Annotated in this window: 10 protein-coding genes and 3 pseudogenes; 9 read left to right on the top strand and 4 right to left on the bottom strand. The window is 56.1% G+C overall.

Annotated elements, in window-relative coordinates; genetic code table 11:
• The first annotated feature begins 1,189 nt into the window (after positions 1–1,189).
• Positions 1,190–1,774, top strand: coding sequence for a DUF2243 domain-containing protein (locus C3L37_RS19020; RefSeq protein ID WP_129116149.1), 585 nt, complete (start codon positions 1,190–1,192; stop codon positions 1,772–1,774).
• Between the two features lie 66 nt (positions 1,775–1,840).
• Here the strand turns inward: C3L37_RS19020 and C3L37_RS19015 are convergent.
• Positions 1,841–2,118, bottom strand: a pseudogene (locus tag C3L37_RS19015) (hypothetical protein); the annotation flags it as partial.
• A gap of 618 nt (positions 2,119–2,736) precedes the next feature.
• Here C3L37_RS19015 and radA point away from each other — a divergent pair.
• On the top strand, positions 2,737–3,765 hold the full coding sequence (gene radA / locus C3L37_RS19010) for a DNA repair and recombination protein RadA (RefSeq protein WP_129116148.1): 1,029 nt from the start codon (positions 2,737–2,739) through the stop codon (positions 3,763–3,765).
• 142 nt (positions 3,766–3,907) lie between these two features.
• Here the strand turns inward: radA and C3L37_RS19005 are convergent, their stop codons facing one another.
• Both C3L37_RS19005 and C3L37_RS25880 read right to left on the bottom strand, forming a co-directional pair.
• Positions 3,908–5,311, bottom strand: a complete 1,404-nt coding sequence (locus C3L37_RS19005; RefSeq protein ID WP_394345810.1) for a sodium:solute symporter family protein — start codon at positions 5,309–5,311, stop codon at positions 3,908–3,910.
• Positions 5,230–5,622: a sodium:solute symporter family transporter gene (locus tag C3L37_RS25880; RefSeq protein WP_394345815.1), complete on the bottom strand. Its 393-nt coding sequence runs from the start codon at positions 5,620–5,622 to the stop codon at positions 5,230–5,232. Before C3L37_RS25880 ends, C3L37_RS19005 begins: the two co-directional genes overlap by 82 nt.
• A gap of 387 nt (positions 5,623–6,009) precedes the next feature.
• Here C3L37_RS25880 and C3L37_RS19000 point away from each other — a divergent pair, with 387 nt between their 5' ends.
• Entirely contained in the window at positions 6,010–6,231 is a 222-nt protein-coding gene (locus tag C3L37_RS19000; protein ID WP_129116147.1) for a hypothetical protein, read from the top strand.
• 140 nt (positions 6,232–6,371) lie between these two features.
• On the opposite strand, the gene C3L37_RS18995 is transcribed toward C3L37_RS19000, so the two are convergent.
• Positions 6,372–7,676 carry an amidase gene (locus C3L37_RS18995; RefSeq protein ID WP_129116146.1) on the bottom strand — a complete coding sequence of 435 codons (1,305 nt, stop codon included), beginning with the start codon at positions 7,674–7,676 and terminating at the stop codon, positions 6,372–6,374.
• A 707-nt stretch (positions 7,677–8,383) separates the two neighbouring features.
• Here C3L37_RS18995 and C3L37_RS18990 point away from each other — a divergent pair.
• The 6 genes and pseudogenes from C3L37_RS18990 to C3L37_RS18965 all read left to right on the top strand — a co-directional run.
• Positions 8,384–8,836, top strand: a pseudogene (locus tag C3L37_RS18990) (IS1595 family transposase); the annotation flags it as partial.
• A gap of 245 nt (positions 8,837–9,081) precedes the next feature.
• The gene (locus C3L37_RS18985; RefSeq protein WP_129116145.1) at positions 9,082–9,615 is read left to right on the top strand and encodes an Rrf2 family transcriptional regulator; all 534 of its coding nucleotides are present in this window, start codon (positions 9,082–9,084) and stop codon (positions 9,613–9,615) included.
• 164 nt (positions 9,616–9,779) lie between these two features.
• Positions 9,780–10,364: an AarF/UbiB family protein gene (locus C3L37_RS18980; RefSeq protein ID WP_129116144.1), complete on the top strand. Its 585-nt coding sequence runs from the start codon at positions 9,780–9,782 to the stop codon at positions 10,362–10,364.
• A 344-nt stretch (positions 10,365–10,708) separates the two neighbouring features.
• Positions 10,709–12,325, top strand: a complete 1,617-nt coding sequence (locus tag C3L37_RS18975) for an NADH-ubiquinone oxidoreductase-F iron-sulfur binding region domain-containing protein (protein WP_129116143.1) — start codon at positions 10,709–10,711, stop codon at positions 12,323–12,325.
• Positions 12,322–15,753 carry a molybdopterin-dependent oxidoreductase gene (locus C3L37_RS18970; protein WP_129116142.1) on the top strand — a complete coding sequence of 1,144 codons (3,432 nt, stop codon included), beginning with the start codon at positions 12,322–12,324 and terminating at the stop codon, positions 15,751–15,753. The genes C3L37_RS18975 and C3L37_RS18970 overlap by 4 nt, the downstream gene beginning before the upstream one ends.
• A gap of 218 nt (positions 15,754–15,971) precedes the next feature.
• Positions 15,972–16,777: pseudogene (locus tag C3L37_RS18965) on the top strand (IS5 family transposase); the annotation flags it as partial.
• Between the last annotated feature and the right edge of the window lie 89 nt (positions 16,778–16,866).

Below are 16,866 nucleotides of genomic sequence, written 5' to 3'. Positions count from 1 at the left end.
AACGAGGTCTTGCTCACGGGCAGCCGTGAGCGAATCCTTGTGTGTTCGGCGAGTGTGTCTGCATACCATTGACATCCTCCATGCGTCAAAAGGTGAGGGCATGCACTCGAATCTTCTGTCATCTCTCTTCAGTAGGCTTACTGTAAACAGTAGCATCTCATCGGTGAGGTGGTGGTAGTCCAGAATACATGACGGTGAAATTGTGTGACGTTTGGTGTACAAAAATAATTAAACAATAAATGACTCCCGCTTCTACTGAGAAGTACATAGCGTACGTGTCTGTCCCAATTCCATGAGATTCCGGTTTAGGCGATTACAGCCGGCTGTTTGAGGTTCTAAGAGAGTCCTCTCTGTCCTCTCGGTCGGTGGACCGAACTGGCGAAATATGTGGGAGACCAATGCTCATCTAAGGCGTATAAGAGTGGTTTTAGACGAGAATAACTGTTTAGCCCATAGCAGTACTTTTTAATGAAACCTGCTATTCCAGAGTGTGCGAGAAGAGACATTGTACAATCATCTTTGTCGTGGTTTGTTGATCCCGTTTAGCTTAACCGAGGCGCTAAGCCCCCTTCCTCACCGAGTGCCGAAGGCGCGAGTAGGGAGGGGAGACAGCGCTGCACGGGTCACGTTCACTGTCTGCGGCATCTGTACGACCTGCGCGGTCGAAGCGGGGAGGAAGACGCTCGCCACGGTTCCGCCGGTGTTCACACGTGGTTCGAACCGGCCTCGCCGTGTCGTCATCACGAAAGGCGCGACGCACCTTTCGAACGACGACAAAAAGCGTGCATCGGTTGGTGTGGTCGGCGTGTCGAATCGGGAGGAGTGGGTTACTCTGACCCGCCCAGCGAGGGAACCGCCTGCGGAGTCTGGAACCGCTGTGCCTTCGGGTGCACGTTCCGACACAGGATTAGGAAGCCCCGACCTCACGAACCGAGCGCCTTCGGCGCGAGGGAGTAGGTCGGGGTAGTCCACATAGTTCCATTCTTCGGGAAGCTTCTCCAATCTCACTTCCTCGGGATGTGCCGTTTTGCCACTACTTGAGAGGCGTCGATTTAGTCAAAGATGGCCTGTTGAAATCCTATTGGTCCAACACCTTTCCAACTGAAACAGCCGTTAGGTAGGTGTGCGTATAGAACACTTTAGTGTAGGCAGGTCCATCTTTTTCCTCGTTCGCCCCCATAGCGACAGTATGAGTGAGCAAGAGGAGACATGGTTGGGACTTCCGCAACGTGCAAAACCTCTCGTTCAAGCCGGGATTCTCCTCGGGTTGGGATTAGGTGGGTTTTTCGACGGCATTGTCTTGCATCAAATTCTCCAATGGCACCACATGGTGTCCGCGCGGGTTGAGCCAACCACCATTGAAAACCTACAATTGAACGTGATGGCTGACGGGTTTTTCCACGCCGCGACATACATCTTTACGGCCCTTGGAATCGTCCTTCTGTGGCGTGCATGGCGACGACCATCTGTCCCAAAGTCAGGCCGTTCGCTGTTCGGGTCAACGATTCTGGGGTGGGGGCTATTCAACTTCGTTGAGGGTATTGTGGACCATCATCTCCTTCAGATCCATCACGTTTGGCCGGACGGCCCCGGACCAGTACTCTTGTGGGACGTTGGATTTCTGGTTTGGGGAGTGTTGTTCATCGTGGGCGGATACGCCATTGTTCGCCGTGATGGTGCTCTCTCACCACTGATTGAGGAGAGAGAAGAACAGGCAGTATCGGACGAAGGGCAGGTAGAACAGCTTGAACAGGAACACGAAGAGACCAGTTGAAGTCTCGGTCCTATCCTTGCTGTTGTATGGAAAACCAGCGCCTGATGTACTCTCTATATCTCACGTTCAGAGTGCCTTGTCGATGTTGTGAGTGAGACAGCCAACAACGAGTTCATGGAATTGCTTCCACCAGTGTCGTGAGCGGACGAATGTGCCATATTTCCGTTTGAGGCGGGAGTTCATCGTCTCGTTCTGACTACGTTGGCCATGAAGTACCTCGGGGTCAAGCCCCGAGGCACTCGCCTTGCTTATCAGTAGATGCCGATGTTCAGTCGAGCGTTCCACGCCTTGTGGAGCGACGAAAACTCGCGGTACTTGATGCGAGGACGAACGCCGTTTTCACGATCGAACACGTTTGAGAACTGTGCGGCGCTGTCTCCCCTCCCCCTACTCGCGCCTTCGGTGCTCGGTGAGGAAGGGGGCTTGGCGCCTCAATTTAGCTAAAAGCGCCCGTTGCAGATGGTCAATCGGTGACTCTGACACCGTGAATGGATTGCACAGGATCCAGCTGGCTGCTTGGACGTTCAGTCTCACCGGGCAGTCGAGAGTGAACAACCGTCTGCAACGGCCATCTGTTCAATCATATTTATCCGAGTTAATTCTTCTGGCCTTTTTGGATAAACTGAGAGAGTAGATCCCGTTGGTGACTTTCATGGTACGCACCGAATGATGGCTTGCGTGATAGTCTCCCACGACTACAGTCGTGAACTTCCTCATTCCACGACAGGACTGTCACCACAACGGCGGCAAAGCGGTCCTAGTCTTCAGAAGCGTTCGGGTCGGGTCGGTTCGACCCATCACTCCCGTACCATGCGGATGGCTGGCATACAACGTAACGATGTCGGATTCATCCCACGACGACAGTCGGGGGCTTTCTCCTCGAACCTCTGTAAGCTGCGGCCAGTTCACTTTCACTGGTCTGTTAACGAGGGTTTATGACTGTGTGAGTGCATCGGTCACACATGGCATTCGAGCTCGATCGCTTACCAGGTGTTGGTCCAGCAACGGCCGACCAACTTCTGGCAGCCGGCTTCAATTCCTACGAGGCGTTGGCCGTTGCGAGTCCCGGTGAGCTCAGCCACAGCACTGACATTGGAGAGGGCACCGCTGCTGCGATCGTCCATGCAGCACGAGAGGCCGCCAACATCGGTGACTTTGAAACCGGGACCGCGGTGCGACGACAGCGTGAACAAATTGGGAAGCTCAGCGTCCTTGTCGATGAACTTGACGAGTTGCTCGGTGGGGGAATCGAAACTCGATCGATCACTGAATTCTACGGCGCGTTCGGCTCCGGCAAGTCACAGATCACTCACCACCTGTGCGTCACTGTACAGCTTCCCGAGACGTACGGTGGGTTCCACGGCCGTGCTGTGTTCATCGACACCGAAGATACGTTTCGCCCTGAACGGATTGACGACATAGTCCGAGGATTACCAGACGAGGTCCTCACGGCCACAATGGCCGACCGTGGGATTGAGGGTGACGCCACCGACGACACCGCACTTGACAGGCTAGTCGCCCATGTACTGGATCGGATTCACGTCGCAAAGGCCTTTAATTCGAATCATCAGATTCTGCTGGCTGAACAGGCCAGAGAACTCGCCGGCGACTACGCTTCCACCGAGTGGCCTGTCCGAGTGATCTGCGTGGATTCACTGACTGCACACTTCCGCGCTGAGTACGTTGGCCGAGGGGAGCTAGCCGAGCGGCAACAGAAACTCAACACGCATCTCCACGACCTCATACGGCTGGCGAACTTACACGATGCGGCAGTTGTGGTAACAAACCAGGTCCTGAGCAACCCTGACGCGTTCTTTGGCGATCCAACGCGCCCAATTGGTGGTCATATCCTCGGCCACAGTAGTACGGTCCGGCTGTACCTCCGTAAATCAAAGGGTGATAAACGCATTGTCCGGCTCGTCGATGCACCGAATCTCCCGAACGGCGAGGCCGTCATGCGTATCACCGAAGTAGGACTAAGGCCTGAGTGAACAACCAGTCCCCCGAGGATTAGTCTGCTCTATGGTCGTTTGAAACGTATTCGCACAGTAGTTACAATCGGTTCTTGGACACCATCGCGGCCATCACGTCACCCTCTCTAAACATTCCAATCAGTGGCGAATCGAAGACTCCTCACATGATTTCTTCCTCCAACGTTTGGTCATCTGTAACGGTCGATGGTTGACTCGTCGACGACTCTTTCCGCCAGATGTAAGTCGCAAAGAGGACGAATGCAGTTTCTATACAGAGTGCAACGATCGTTCCCCACGTCCATATTAGCAGGCCGAATGCAGCTCTCGCATTCCAACTTTCGGGCGCGTACCACGGAACAAGAATCGCAATCACGATTCCCAGCCCGATCCAAAAGGACTTCGTCTGTGCGGGAAGGATATACTTCACCGTACCGGTGGTTGTCTCTTCGGACGGTTCCCGTGAGTTGAAGCGGAGGATTTCCTTTGCTCGTTCCGTCTCTTCATCCGCTCCGGAAAGGTAGCTTCCACCGATCATCACCACCGAATTGACGAGGAATCCAATGATTCCAGCGTGAATCCCGAGTGGCTCCGGATTCCCCGTCTGATAGAGACCGACTGCGACTACGCATCCAATAACCATCCCTGCAATTGTAGGATTGTTCTTGATACGATGAGAGTAAAGCCCGAAAATGAACACCGGTGTCGCTTGGAGGAGGAACTCGAATCTGAGTTCTGTCCAGCCCCATATCGTAAGCGACGGTGAGAATGCGACACCGAGCGCCAATAATAAAAATAACGCTAAGACGACCCTGCTCGCGTTAATGACACGGCTGTCCGATGCTTCTGGATTCACATATCGGCGATAGAGGTCTTTAGACAGCACCATCGAAAGCACCATCACAGCGGCTCCTGCCGTCGAGAGCGTGGCCATAATCACCCCGAGTGAGATTACCGACGGAAGAAGGGTTCCTCCTTGAGATTGGGCGAACGACCCCAGTAAAAATGGAACGAGTTGTTCGGATTGTGATTCTGTGAGATTCGGAAGCGCTCCACCCCCGAACATGCCGATCAACCACAGTGTCAACGCTGCGAAGAGGAAAATCGGTGCCTGCAGTCGAAACGTTCTCCGGAGATCCTCTGCATCTCGCACACCGAGATAGAATTGTTGAATATGGATATACGTCGGGAGTCCCAGCAGTATCAGCACGATGGTACTGTACCAACCCGTCATTGTCGAGGTAGACGGTAACGTTAATTTATCAGGTGCCACTTGCCAAACGGTGTTCATTTGCGCAGTAAAGCCGCCAAGTAGCCCGATTACGACTAGCATCATGGAGAGCGCGAAAATCATCAACGCTCCTTGGAGCGCCGCGGTCAGTGCCGTTCCTCTAAACCCACCAATCCCAACATAGAGTAGAATGACGAGGGTAAAGAGTACAATCACCACCTGATAGGGGAGTACTCCGCCAGAGGCGACGTGTCCTAAATATCCCATTGCGAAGAACTGTTCAGTGAATTGAACGAATGTGCCACACAAGGGAAAGCAGACTGCAAGTAGCGCCACCGAGGAGTTGAATCGATGTTCGAGATAATCGATTGGAGATGTATAGTCCCATTTTTCCCAAGGTTTATGAGAGGTGGCGCAATTATGAGCGATCCAATTACTCCTGCGACCATGAATTGTGGGTATACCAAGAACCACGCACCAGAGCGATAGGTTTTCGCTGCATATCCCAAGAAGGAATTTCCACTATACGAATCCGCAAATATCGTGAGTGCAATAATCACGAATCCGAGTGATTTGCTTGCAGAGAAGAAATCATCCACATCTACACCAATTCGTTTATTATATGAGTACCAGCCGACCGCTGCCATTGTTCCAAGTCCAAGAATAGTTAGAATCACCATTTCCCACCCTAAGGACACCGTCTGTGGTTCTATCGCCATCGTTTCACCACCATTCTAATTGAACGGAGGACATTCTTGTTCCCGGTTTTGTAGTGCTCCGTATTTTTTCGCAACCGTCATTTTGTACCATAGATTCAAGGGTGACTTGCGAACATACCACAAAGAGTGTTGTCCCACCGCTGATTGGGTGTTTAAACACACTAAATAATGGCTCAGTGTGACTTGATGGAAACCTCAATGTGGTTCAGTGAGCGACAGAGGGACTATTAACGGCCTCAAACCTAGTTTTATAATTTGTATGAGACTAACACAGATGAGACTAACGCCTAACATCATCATCAATAGTACATAACAATGTACGAGGCGACGCTTCATCTTCAGCCAGAAGGAGATTGCGTGCTTTCAGAATTGGCGTCAAAAACAGACAACACGATTGATATTGAGGTGTTAGAACCTCACGACGAATTGGTGACGCTGATCGTTCAAGTGGAAGGACACGCTAATCCCGCATCTCCGGCCCGTTCAAGCGCTGCGACCGCTGTGGAGTCGCTGCAAATCTGCAAGTCGCGTCGGTGAACGAGGAAGCCTCCACCTCACCACGCGAAGGGGTGAGCAACCCCACGCGCGGTAGTGGGGGTAGTCCACACAAGGGTCAGTTTCCCGGGTTACACGATGAGCGACGATTAGTGCCAGAAGCGTCGATCACCACTGTTGTTTCATCGACTTTCTTCAACCGTCGCGGGTGTATCGGCAAGCTGTTCGGACCACAATAGGAGACGTTCATCGTCACCGAACCGGGCGACACATTGCAAGCCGAGTGGGAGACGCTCCTCGGTACTCACTGGGAGTGCGAGCGCTGGAAGCCCACAATGGGTCCACGGAAGGTTCATCACTGGATCACCGGTGCCGTCGATGCCCTCTGGGGCGGTACCGGGCGCCGCTGGACAGATCCAGACGTCGATCTCGGACATATCCATCACCTGTTCGACCGACCGTCGGAGCTCGCGGCGGCCGACGCGGGCTCTGCAAAGTTCTTCGACGCTAACACTGTGTCCTTTCTCGATGAGCTCTCTCGTTGTCTCTGCGTACCGATCTCCATACTCGGCAAACCAGTCGCTGTGTGAGAGTGCTGTCTCAGCGGCGACCAACTTCTTGTGTCGACGATTCACTGCCTCGATGTTTTCGAGGAGATCAACACGGCGGACTTCGTAGCCTGCCCGTTCGAGAAGCGCGACGTGCTCTCGAAAATGTTCGAGCGCCGTCTCGTCGGCTTGGTCGAGATAGGGGCCCTCCGGAACGCCCGCGACCGGACGTTCGACCGTCGTCTCTGGGATCCAGTGCTTGAGGAGGATTGAAGCGACCAGCCTCGCACCTGCGACGTCCTGTGTGAACACACCAACGTGATCGACCGATGGTGAGACGGGGAGTACACCGTCAATAGGGATTCGACCATAGGTCGGCTTCAACCCGACAATCCCGCAAAAAGCCGCTGGACGGATGACTGAACCGATCGTCTGCGAGCCGAGTGCGAGTGGACAGAGACCAGCTGCAACCGCCGCGGCCGAGCCACTGCTCGACCCACCGGGAGTGTGCGCAGGGTTGTGCGGGTTTCGGGTCGGGCCTGGCTCAAAATAGGCAAATTCCGTCGTCACCGTCTTTCCAAGGACGAGTGCACCAGCATCGCGGAGGGAGCTTACGACACTTGCCTCGGAGCCCGTCAGCACCTCCGGTGGAACCGTTGCTCCAGCCTCGGTACGAAATCCGTCGACGTGGAAAATATCTTTGACGCCGACAGGCACGCCGTACAGCGGCGGCCTAATCGCCGGATTGGGAAATCGCGCTTCGCACGCACTTGCCTCGCGTCGGAGTCGATCCCATCGGTCTGGCTCGTCGAGAAGTGCATGAATTTGCGGTTCAACGTCTGCGGCGCGGGCGCGGATCGTTTCAATGTATGTCGATGGACTGAGTTCGGCAGTACGCAGCGACGTGGCGATACCAGCGAGCGGCGCGTCGGTAATCATTTGAGAACCGAGGAGTCGTCACCTCTTAATTATTGGTTCTCTCCGAGCGGCTATCGTTCTATAGTCTTCAGTGATTCAGCCAGAGGTCCTCTTTTCGTTGTCCAATCACAGCGGCATTGACATCGCGACCGTTCCATCCTCCGGCAACGTCGACGGGATACTGGTTGTGAGCGGAATCAGGGGCAATGAGGAGCCTCACGCCTCCACAGAAGTTGAGACTGCGTTGGCCAATGCATATGGATGTAGCATTTGTCTCGCCACTTTGGTTCATCAGAGGCACCCGAGAATAACCGATACATAGAAAGTGCGAACTGAACAAGACTTATTCAGGTGTTGGTTCTCGCTGCTTCAGCTCCAGTTCTAATTCAAATTCACTCAACGACCTACTCACTTCTTCAATTGGCTTGCCTAGATAGTGTCCGTCGATACAGTTTCTGAGGTATCTGACGTACTTACTTCTTGATTCATAACGTCTTAGCAATAGAAAAATAATAAATAATATATTTTGACACTAGGTCAAGAGTAGGAGGTATTCATGCGGCTAGAGTCTCGCCCCTGCCCGATGAGGTTCATCACGTTCTCTCTCGCAGGTGCCGCCCCTGGCTTTACCGACAACCGGTGCGAGGAGGATGTGAATCTGGTCTTTGCAGCTGGTACCTCTATCAAACACAATCGTGTCGTGCCGCATTTTCCGTTCGTCGGATCTATCGCGTTCGCGTGGTCTCTCGAAGCGTGGACGAAGAACGTACACCGAGGACAAACCGCCAGTCTTCACGCTCGTTGATCGTGGGAGCGATCAGCGATACGTCGTCCCGGCAAAATCCGCTGATGAATTGACTGTGCGACTCCTCCTCGTGGTCGACGAGGAGGAGTCGCTCATCGTCTATACGGATGGATTTCGTGCCTATGAGCCGCTTGAAACTGCTGAAAACTTCCAGCGAGAAGCAGTGATTCACGGAGATGGCGAGTACGTTGATGGAGACGCGCACGTGAATACCTGCGAGAGCCACTCGTCGCTGGCGCGACGGTGGCTCTCGCCACATCGAGACGTCTCAAAGGACAAACTGACCGCGTATCTCAGATCGTTCCAGCTCCGGCGACAAATCCTCCGCAAACCAGGTCGAGAAGCTCTCAAACACATCGTTCGAGCAGTTCTTTGAATCACCGATAATGTGCTTCACAAGAGCGTTGGCGTTTCCAGCAGATCCATTTGTGCAGGGCGTGAAGTCCAGACTCGGTGGTTGTGTAGAAGTTGGACCGGCGATCAATCGTAAGGGGCAAGATATAGTTTTCCTTCCCATCAGATATCCTCAATTGAACATTTAGCTCCGTGGAATACCCGATCACGAAAACATTCATTGAGCGAATTCTTAGGACTTAAGGCAATATGCAGACAAATACTCCCATGTCAGCAATCGATTTGACACCAAGCCAACGGACGATTCTTACCGCTCTCGTCAACCTGTCCCGTGAGACAGAGAGTGCGGTGAAGGGTGAGGACATTGCCGAGGAGGTGAACCGAAATCCAGGCACTATCCGCAATCAGATGCAGAGCCTGAAGGCGTTGCAGCTAGTCGAAGGAGTACCTGGTCCGAAAGGCGGCTACAAGCCGACCACGAACGCATATGAGGCGCTCGACATCGATCAGATGGACGAGCCCGCGTCAGTCCCACTGATTCATAATGATGAACTAGTTGATGGCGCGAACGTCCAGGAGGTGGACCTCTCGAGCGTCCATCATCCTGAGCAATGCCGGGCTGAAATCCATGTGCAAGGCTCACTCCACGACTTTGACGAGGGAGATGCGGTGACAGTCGGTCCGACACCGCTGTCACAACTCGTTGTCGAAGGCACGATCGACGGAATCGACGATACGAGCAACATCTTGATCCTCCGTATTGAGGACATGGTGGCGCCGGCCGACGAACCAGCTCAGTGAGGTGATGCTGGCAGCTCACGATCTGTCCGTCAGTCCTGCCTTCTGAGAACTGTGTAGTCGTTCCACTAGGCCGTTTCAAGTAGCTAAGTGAGATCTCTCGAGACACACACGCACAACGTGCCCGCCGGCTTCGCGACGTACTGCTTGATCTCGGGCCGGCGTTCGTGAAAATTGGGCAGGTCCTCTCCACCCGGCCCGATGTCGTCCCACAGGTGTACGCCGAGGAGTTCGTCACGCTGCAGGATGCGGTTCCGACAGGCCCATATCGCGAGATGATCCCCGCTCTTGCACATGATGTCGGCTATCATTCCTACGAGGACTTCGATCCAGAACCGATTGCGGGGGGATCACTGGCGCAGGTCTATCGAGCGACGTATCAGGGTGAACCGGTCGTCGTGAAGGTTCGGCGGCCCGAGATCAAAGTTCTCATCGAGACTGATCTTCGCATCATCCGCCGACTCATCCCACTAATAATGCTGTTTGCCCTTGAGCGCTTGCAGTTCTCGCTCCGAAACATGGCGGACGATTTCGAGCGCATCATTCTCGAGGAACTCAACTTCGAGCGGGAAGCCCGGATGATGGACGAGATCAAGGGGTGGTTCTCCCCGATTCAATGCCTGCGGAGACTGCGCTCCCTCCGGGAACCGTTGCGGTTCCTGCACAGCGCGTCGTTGAAACCGGAAGCCCCGTCCTCAGCGAGGCTACAAGGCCGAGCAGGGCGGGGTAGTTCACGAGCGGTAGGTTATTGAATAGCGAGAAATTAGCCCAAACCCATACCATCTGTCGGGTAGTGATCAAAATATGGATAATCTAAACGCGAAGTCGACCAATAGTCGGACTCTTGTTGTAGCGGTCATGCTTTTCGCAGCGGTCAGCGCAGCCATTTTCTGGGCGTGGCGCAAGCGCGCCCCCCTCGCACGGTCGTATCGACGTGCGAAACGGTAACCAGAGAAAAGGGCAACGATCGAGAACCGAATCTGGAACGCAGATTCGGGGCAGACCCGGTACATCCGGTCGCACCGCCTTGATCAAAATACTAACATGTTGATAAGGCCACAAAGCTTTCGCACGTAGTGGCCGAAGCGTACACCAGATGACTCAATCGAACGATTCGGAGAGCGGATCGCCCACTGTCCGGATCACAGTTGGTTGCAATGAGCCCCCGCGTGGCGAGGTTGTCGAAGGAGAGAAACTCCACTCAGAACGGGGTGGGGAGGCCCTCGATGCCGCCCGAGCAGCCGCCGACGGAGTGACTGTGCTCGAAGTCGGTTCGACCGGTGCTCGCGCGCTCGAACCGCTAGTTCTTGTCTCCTACAGGGGGCGAACGGCGTACCATTCTCGTCCGTCACCCGAGCACACGCATTCGCTCGTCGAAGGCGCCGAATCAGGCGAGATCGGAGCCAATGACGCGGTGTGGGTGGTTGAACACGATCCCGATACCAAGACACTACCGACGCCTCCCGACGGGCCGCTCGCAGTTGGGGCCCGGCATGTATTAGAAAGATGTGGTTGGGCTCCCTTAGACAGAACTATCGCCCGCGCGAGTGCTGCAGCACTCGCGCGGGAGGACCCAAACGCGGCGCTGGCGCAGCTCACGGACATCGGTATTCTCGGGCGCGGCCGAGGCGATGCCAGCCAAGATAGTTCCATCGCCACCGACCTAGATACCGTGCACAAAATGACGGACGACCCAGTCGTGGTGGTGAACGCCAACGAGAGCGACCGTCGCAACGAGACCGATCGTATGCTACTCGGTAGTTCCCCAGCGACGGTGCTCGACGGAGCGCTAGCTGTCGCCGCCGTCGTCGGCGCAAAGCCGAGTGACGTCGTCGTCTACACGAACGAGGCTGACGATCTCGTTCGACGCCGAGTCCGGCGTGCGGCACTCTCTGTCGCCGACGCGCTCGGTGAAGAACCAAACACAGCGAGCGCGAACACACCGCAGATCGTCGCCGGTCCGGACGAATTCATCGCCGGGGAGTTCACCATGGCTCTCGAAGCGCTCGAGGGCAACGACCGGTTAGAAGCGCGATTGCGTCCGCCCGGCCCCGCACGGCACGGGCTGTACGGCCGACCAACAGTCGTGCATACGCCGCGAACGTTCGCCCAAGTGCGTACAGGACTGCTCGATCCCGACGCGTACGACGCCGCCGACGCCGATCCCGGAACGCGAGTTTTCACCATCACCGGTGACGTAGAGGCGGCGGCAACCGTCGAGCTGCCGACCGGCGGGTCGCTGGCCGACGTCCGCGACGCCGTCGATGCAGAGGGGCGGTTCAAAATGGCGTGTGTCGGCGGCCAGTTTGGTGGCTTCACCCGATCGCTCGACTACGCGGTGAGCGCGTTAGCACTGACGAACGCTAACCTTGGAACCGAAGGCGTGGTTGAGGTGTTCAACGAAAACAATTGCGTGGTGGCGACCGTCGGCGAGCGCGTGCGGTTCGCGAGTGAGGAGAACTGTGGCCGCTGCTTTCCCTGCCGCGAGGGGTCGAAGCAACTCCTCACCCTCTTGCGCGACGTCTATGATGGTAGCTATGAAGACGACATGGTACGCGAACTCGCCCGCGTAATGGACCATTCGAGTATCTGTTCTTTCGGACACTCGACTGCCCGCAGCGTTGGAACAGCCCTCAGTCGGTTTGAGACAGAATTCGAGGCCCACGCTGACGGTCGCTGCCCGAGTGGAGCCTGCGAGGTGACCCAGTCATGAGCATGGACGAAACCCCCGGACCGACTGAGCACAGTCCCACCGAAGCGACGCCCGGCGTTCCAAACATCGACGAACCGCGGCCGAGCACGCCGCTGACCGAGGACTTCCGAACGGGAACTGCGAATGACCCCGATGTCGGGGTCGACAACGACGATATGACGACCGTGACGGTCGATGGTGATCCCGTCGCCGTCTCACCCGGGGCGACGCTCATTGACGCCCTCGAGACGGTCGACACCGAATCCGACGTCCCGGCACTGTGTTACTACGACCGCGGCACCGAACAATCCGACAACATCGGACCACGCGGCACGTGTCGAACCTGTATGGTCGAAACAGACGAACACGGAGTCGTCCCTGCATGCAGCTTTCCGGCCAAGGACGGCCTCAACGTACGCACCGACGCCACCGACGCAGCGGAGGCTCGAGACGTCAATCTCGACCTCGTCCTCGCGAATCATAATCTGCGATGTACAACCTGCGGACAGAACGGCCGCTGTGAGCTTCAAGATGTCTCGATCGAGCATGGAGTTAACAAGCCGCGGTACGGTGTGTTCAGCGACCGCGACGCGTACGCTCCAATCGACGACACGTCGGTCATCCAGATCGATCGCAATAAGTGCATCCTCTGTAATCGGTGTGTCGAGGCCTGCAACGATGTTCAGGTCGCGGGTGTGCTCCGGATGTCTGGGAACGCCGACGACATTCACGTTGACTTCCAGAAACCCGAGGCTGAGACGATGGACGAGTCGACCTGTATTTCCTGCGGGCACTGCGTCACCGTCTGCCCAACCGGTTCGCTGGTCGAGGAGGGGCTCGCGGATGCAACGACCATTCCGTTGCCGGGGTTCACACAAAAAAATTCCATCGGCAAAGTACATGAGAAACCCCCAATCGAAACGGCCGATACGGTTGCCGAGCCCAACCGCGACGTGCCGGAAATCGAGGGCAAAAGCGTCAGGCAGGGGGCGGAAGCGGAGGAACGATCTGGGGTCGCCGAGTTCATGGTGAAAGCGAAACAGCAGACGATGGAGTTATCAAAGCGAGCGACCGACGGCGCGCTAAAGACCGTCGAACACACCGCAGAAGAGATCGCCGAGGAGTCGCTCACTATCGGCCAACTCTTCGATGCCGCACAAGTCGTCAGCGGTGGTCGAAAACGAAATATCAAGGTAGCTGATACCACCTGTACGTACTGCGGAGTTGGCTGCCGGTTCAAACTATACGGGAAAGGAAACGAAGTACTCGGCGTCCGCCCGGCCGATCCGGGGCAGACGCCTGCCAACGATTTCTCGACCTGCGTGAAAGGAAAATTCGGCTACGAGTTCGTCAACTCCGACAACCGGCTGACGACACCGCTGATCAAGGAAGAAGGTGAGTTCCGCGAGGCCACGTGGGACGAAGCGTTAGATCGTATCGTCGAACGATTGACCGAGATTCGCGACGAGTACGGTGCAGACTCGTTAGCGGTGACATCCTCCTCGAAGGGAACGAACGAAGAGAACTTCCTCGCCCAGAAGTTCGCGCGACAAGTATTACAGACGCCACACGTCGACAACTGCACTCGGCTCTGCCACTCTTCGACCGTTGCCGCGTTGAAGCAGACGGTCGGCTACGGTGCGATGACGAATCGCATCAACGAGGACATCGGTAGGGCCGACTGCTATCTCATCACCGGGTCGAACACGACCGAGAGCCACCCGGTACTGGCGACTCGCATCGTTCAAAACGTCCGAGACGGTGCGGACCTGTTCGTGTTCGACCCGCGAAAGATGACCGTTGCGGAGCACGCCGACCAATACTCCCGGACGAAACCCGGCACGGACATCGCCTGGCTCAACGGGATGATGCGACACATCATCGAGGAGGGTCTTCACGACGAGGCGTTCGTCGAGGAACGGGTCAAACACTTCGACGAGCTGGAGGAGGCCGTCGAACCGTACACACCCGATGTGGTCGAAGAAATAACGGACGTTCCGCCGGGGGAACTCAAAAGCGCGGCCGAGACCATCGCGAAATCGGAAACGTGCGTCTATGGCTGGGCGATGGGACTGACCCAGCACTCTCACGGAACGCGCAACGCGCTCGCCATCGCCAACCTGGCACTGCTCTGTGGCCACGTCGGCAAGCCACGTTCCGGACTGTCGCCGTTCCGAGGTCAGAATAACGTGCAGGGCGGTGGCGGCGACATGGGACCAATTCCCAACAATCTGCCGGGCTACCAAGCCATTGACGACGATGACGTGCTTGATACGTTCGAGGGCGCGTGGGGGGTCCGTCCACCGAACCAAGTCGGCCTCCGCGTCACCGAGATGTTCAGCGCCATTCCAGGAGTCGAAGAAACCGTCTCCGGAGAAAACGACGAAAGTGATGCGTACGGAGGGACTGAGCGCACCAGTGACGGCGAACAAGAGCGCGGCACCGGGGATCCGAGCGCCGAAGAGGGATACTCCCCCGAAACCACCGACTTGCACGCGATGTATATCATCGGCGAAAACCCTGCGCTTTCCGAGCCAGCAATCCAACACGCCGAGAAGGCATTGGAGGCGCTCGACTTCCTCGTCGTCCAAGAACTGTTCATGACCGAGACGGCGAAGTTCGCGGACATAGTGTTGCCAGCAGCGTCCGCCGCCGAGAAGTACGGCACTATCACGAACACCGAGCGGCGGATCCAACTCGTTCGACCAGCCGCCGAGTCCCCCGGCGAGGCTCGCACGGATGCCGACATCCTGCAAGATCTCGCCAACCGAATGGGGTTCGACTGGGCGTACGAGAGTCCCGCCGACGTAATGAACGAGATCAACGATCTAACTCCCATTTACGGTGGCGTGACCTACGAGCGCTTGGAGGAGAAGGAAAACGGCCTCCAGTGGCCGTGCTGGGACGAGGACCACCCCGGGACCCCATACCTGTACGAGGAGGAGTTTAACTTCGACGACGGAATGGCGCGGTTCGTCCCGTCCGAGTTACCTGAAGAGGAGTACCCTCGTCCGATTGAGGACTACCCGTTCACGCTCATCACGGGGCGCGTCCTCTACCACTGGCACACAGGGTCGATGACCCGACGCGTACGGACGTCAATGCAACACTTTCCTGAGAGCTTCGTCACGATCCACCCAGAGGCGGCCGAGTCACTTGGCGTCATTGACGGCGAATACGTCAGCGTCGCGTCCCAACAAGGTGAAATCATCGTGAAGGCAAACGTCGAAGAGACGTCGGGACCGGACGTGCTGTTCATTCCCATGCACTTTGTCCACGGGGCCATCAACAAGTTGACTAAGGAGGAGTTCGATCCCACGAGCAAGATTCCGCGGTACAAAGTGACGAACGTCCAGGTCCAACCACTCGGAGCAGACCCCGATGAGGAACCGACATTGCCCGACGAATTGGCCGATGACGACTCCGACCCCTTGGCCGGCGACGACTGAGCGCCGGCATCAACCATCAGACACCGAATATCCTCGTAATCGCTTAGCCGGGGTGCAAGGACTCCTCTCTGTCGCTCTGTGGCGGTCGCGAGTTCACAGAAGCGCTGGTCGGCGCATTCTACCTATATTTCGGCTCTGGTGAATCACTAAACAGCGTCGGGTTCGACCGTTAGAACTTGGAAGATGAAGCGGGAAACCGGCGATAGTTCACGTCAAAGATCTCCCGCTTCACGAACAAAGCGGTCACGTTAGCTAAAAATGTTGTTGGTGACCGAGGCGAAGTCGCCTCCCCGAAGGGGATGGCGACTTCGCCGGCTACGCTCTTGTATCGATACACTGTCTGCGGATTTACCTCGATGAGTCGTACCGCAACGCCCTCGATCTGCTGAACGAAATGCCGCATATTCTCGCCGAGATCGGCCTCGAAGAGGACGATCTTCCTGACCATTCAACGCTGATTAAGGCGTTTGATAGGCTTCATATGAAGCTCTGGCGAGTGCAGCTCCGACGAGAGTCGGAGCTGCACGACCTCTCGGGTCACGCCGCCATTGATGCCACTTTTTTCGACCGCGAAAACGCTAGCAAGCACTACTACCGCCGCACGAATTACCGCGTTCAGACACTCAAAGCGACGGCTCACGTCGATACTCAAACGCACGCTGTTTTTGAAGTTCATTGTACGAATGAGAAAACCCACGACACACAACTCGGCTGGCAGGTCGCCTGCCGCAACGCAGGTGACCTGCACAGCCTCGCCGCCGACAAAGGCTACGACTGGATGCAATTACACGAAAAACTACGGGAAGAAGGTGTGAGACCGCTGATTAAACATCGCATCTTCTGGTCCATCGACCACGTGCATAACGCGCGGGTCGATGGGCCTCGCTACCGCCAGAAATCGATGTGTGAGACCGTCTTCTCGTCGATAAAGCGTACGCACGGCGTCGCCGTGCGAGCGCGGACGTGGTACCGAGAATTTTGTGAGCTCGTCTTGAAATGTGTCGTTCATAACATCAAGCGTACTGCAACATATCCAAATCAACCGCTGTATGGCGATTCACCAGAGCCGTTTCAGACGGTATTGATGCGAATCGACTGCTTTCATTCATTTTG

Origin of the sequence: Halegenticoccus tardaugens (assembly GCF_004116405.1) — an archaeon.
In the GTDB taxonomy this organism is placed as follows: Archaea; Halobacteriota; Halobacteria; order Halobacteriales; family Haloferacaceae; genus Halegenticoccus; species Halegenticoccus tardaugens.
Note: the sequence above shows the minus strand (reverse complement) of the source record. Positions and strands in the feature narration are given on the sequence as shown.

Coding starts and splice junctions, on each gene's coding strand:
- radA (WP_129116148.1), top strand. CDS start 2,737: ATGGCATTCGAGCTCGATCGCTTACCAGGTGTTGGTCCAGCAACGGCC.
- C3L37_RS18985 (WP_129116145.1), top strand. CDS start 9,082: ATGTCAGCAATCGATTTGACACCAAGCCAACGGACGATTCTTACCGCT.
- C3L37_RS25880 (WP_394345815.1), bottom strand. CDS start 5,622: ATGGCAGCGGTCGGCTGGTACTCATATAATAAACGAATTGGTGTAGAT.
- C3L37_RS19020 (WP_129116149.1), top strand. CDS start 1,190: ATGAGTGAGCAAGAGGAGACATGGTTGGGACTTCCGCAACGTGCAAAA.
- C3L37_RS18995 (WP_129116146.1), bottom strand. CDS start 7,676: ATGATTACCGACGCGCCGCTCGCTGGTATCGCCACGTCGCTGCGTACT.
- C3L37_RS18970 (WP_129116142.1), top strand. CDS start 12,322: ATGAGCATGGACGAAACCCCCGGACCGACTGAGCACAGTCCCACCGAA.
- C3L37_RS18975 (WP_129116143.1), top strand. CDS start 10,709: ATGACTCAATCGAACGATTCGGAGAGCGGATCGCCCACTGTCCGGATC.
- C3L37_RS19000 (WP_129116147.1), top strand. CDS start 6,010: ATGTACGAGGCGACGCTTCATCTTCAGCCAGAAGGAGATTGCGTGCTT.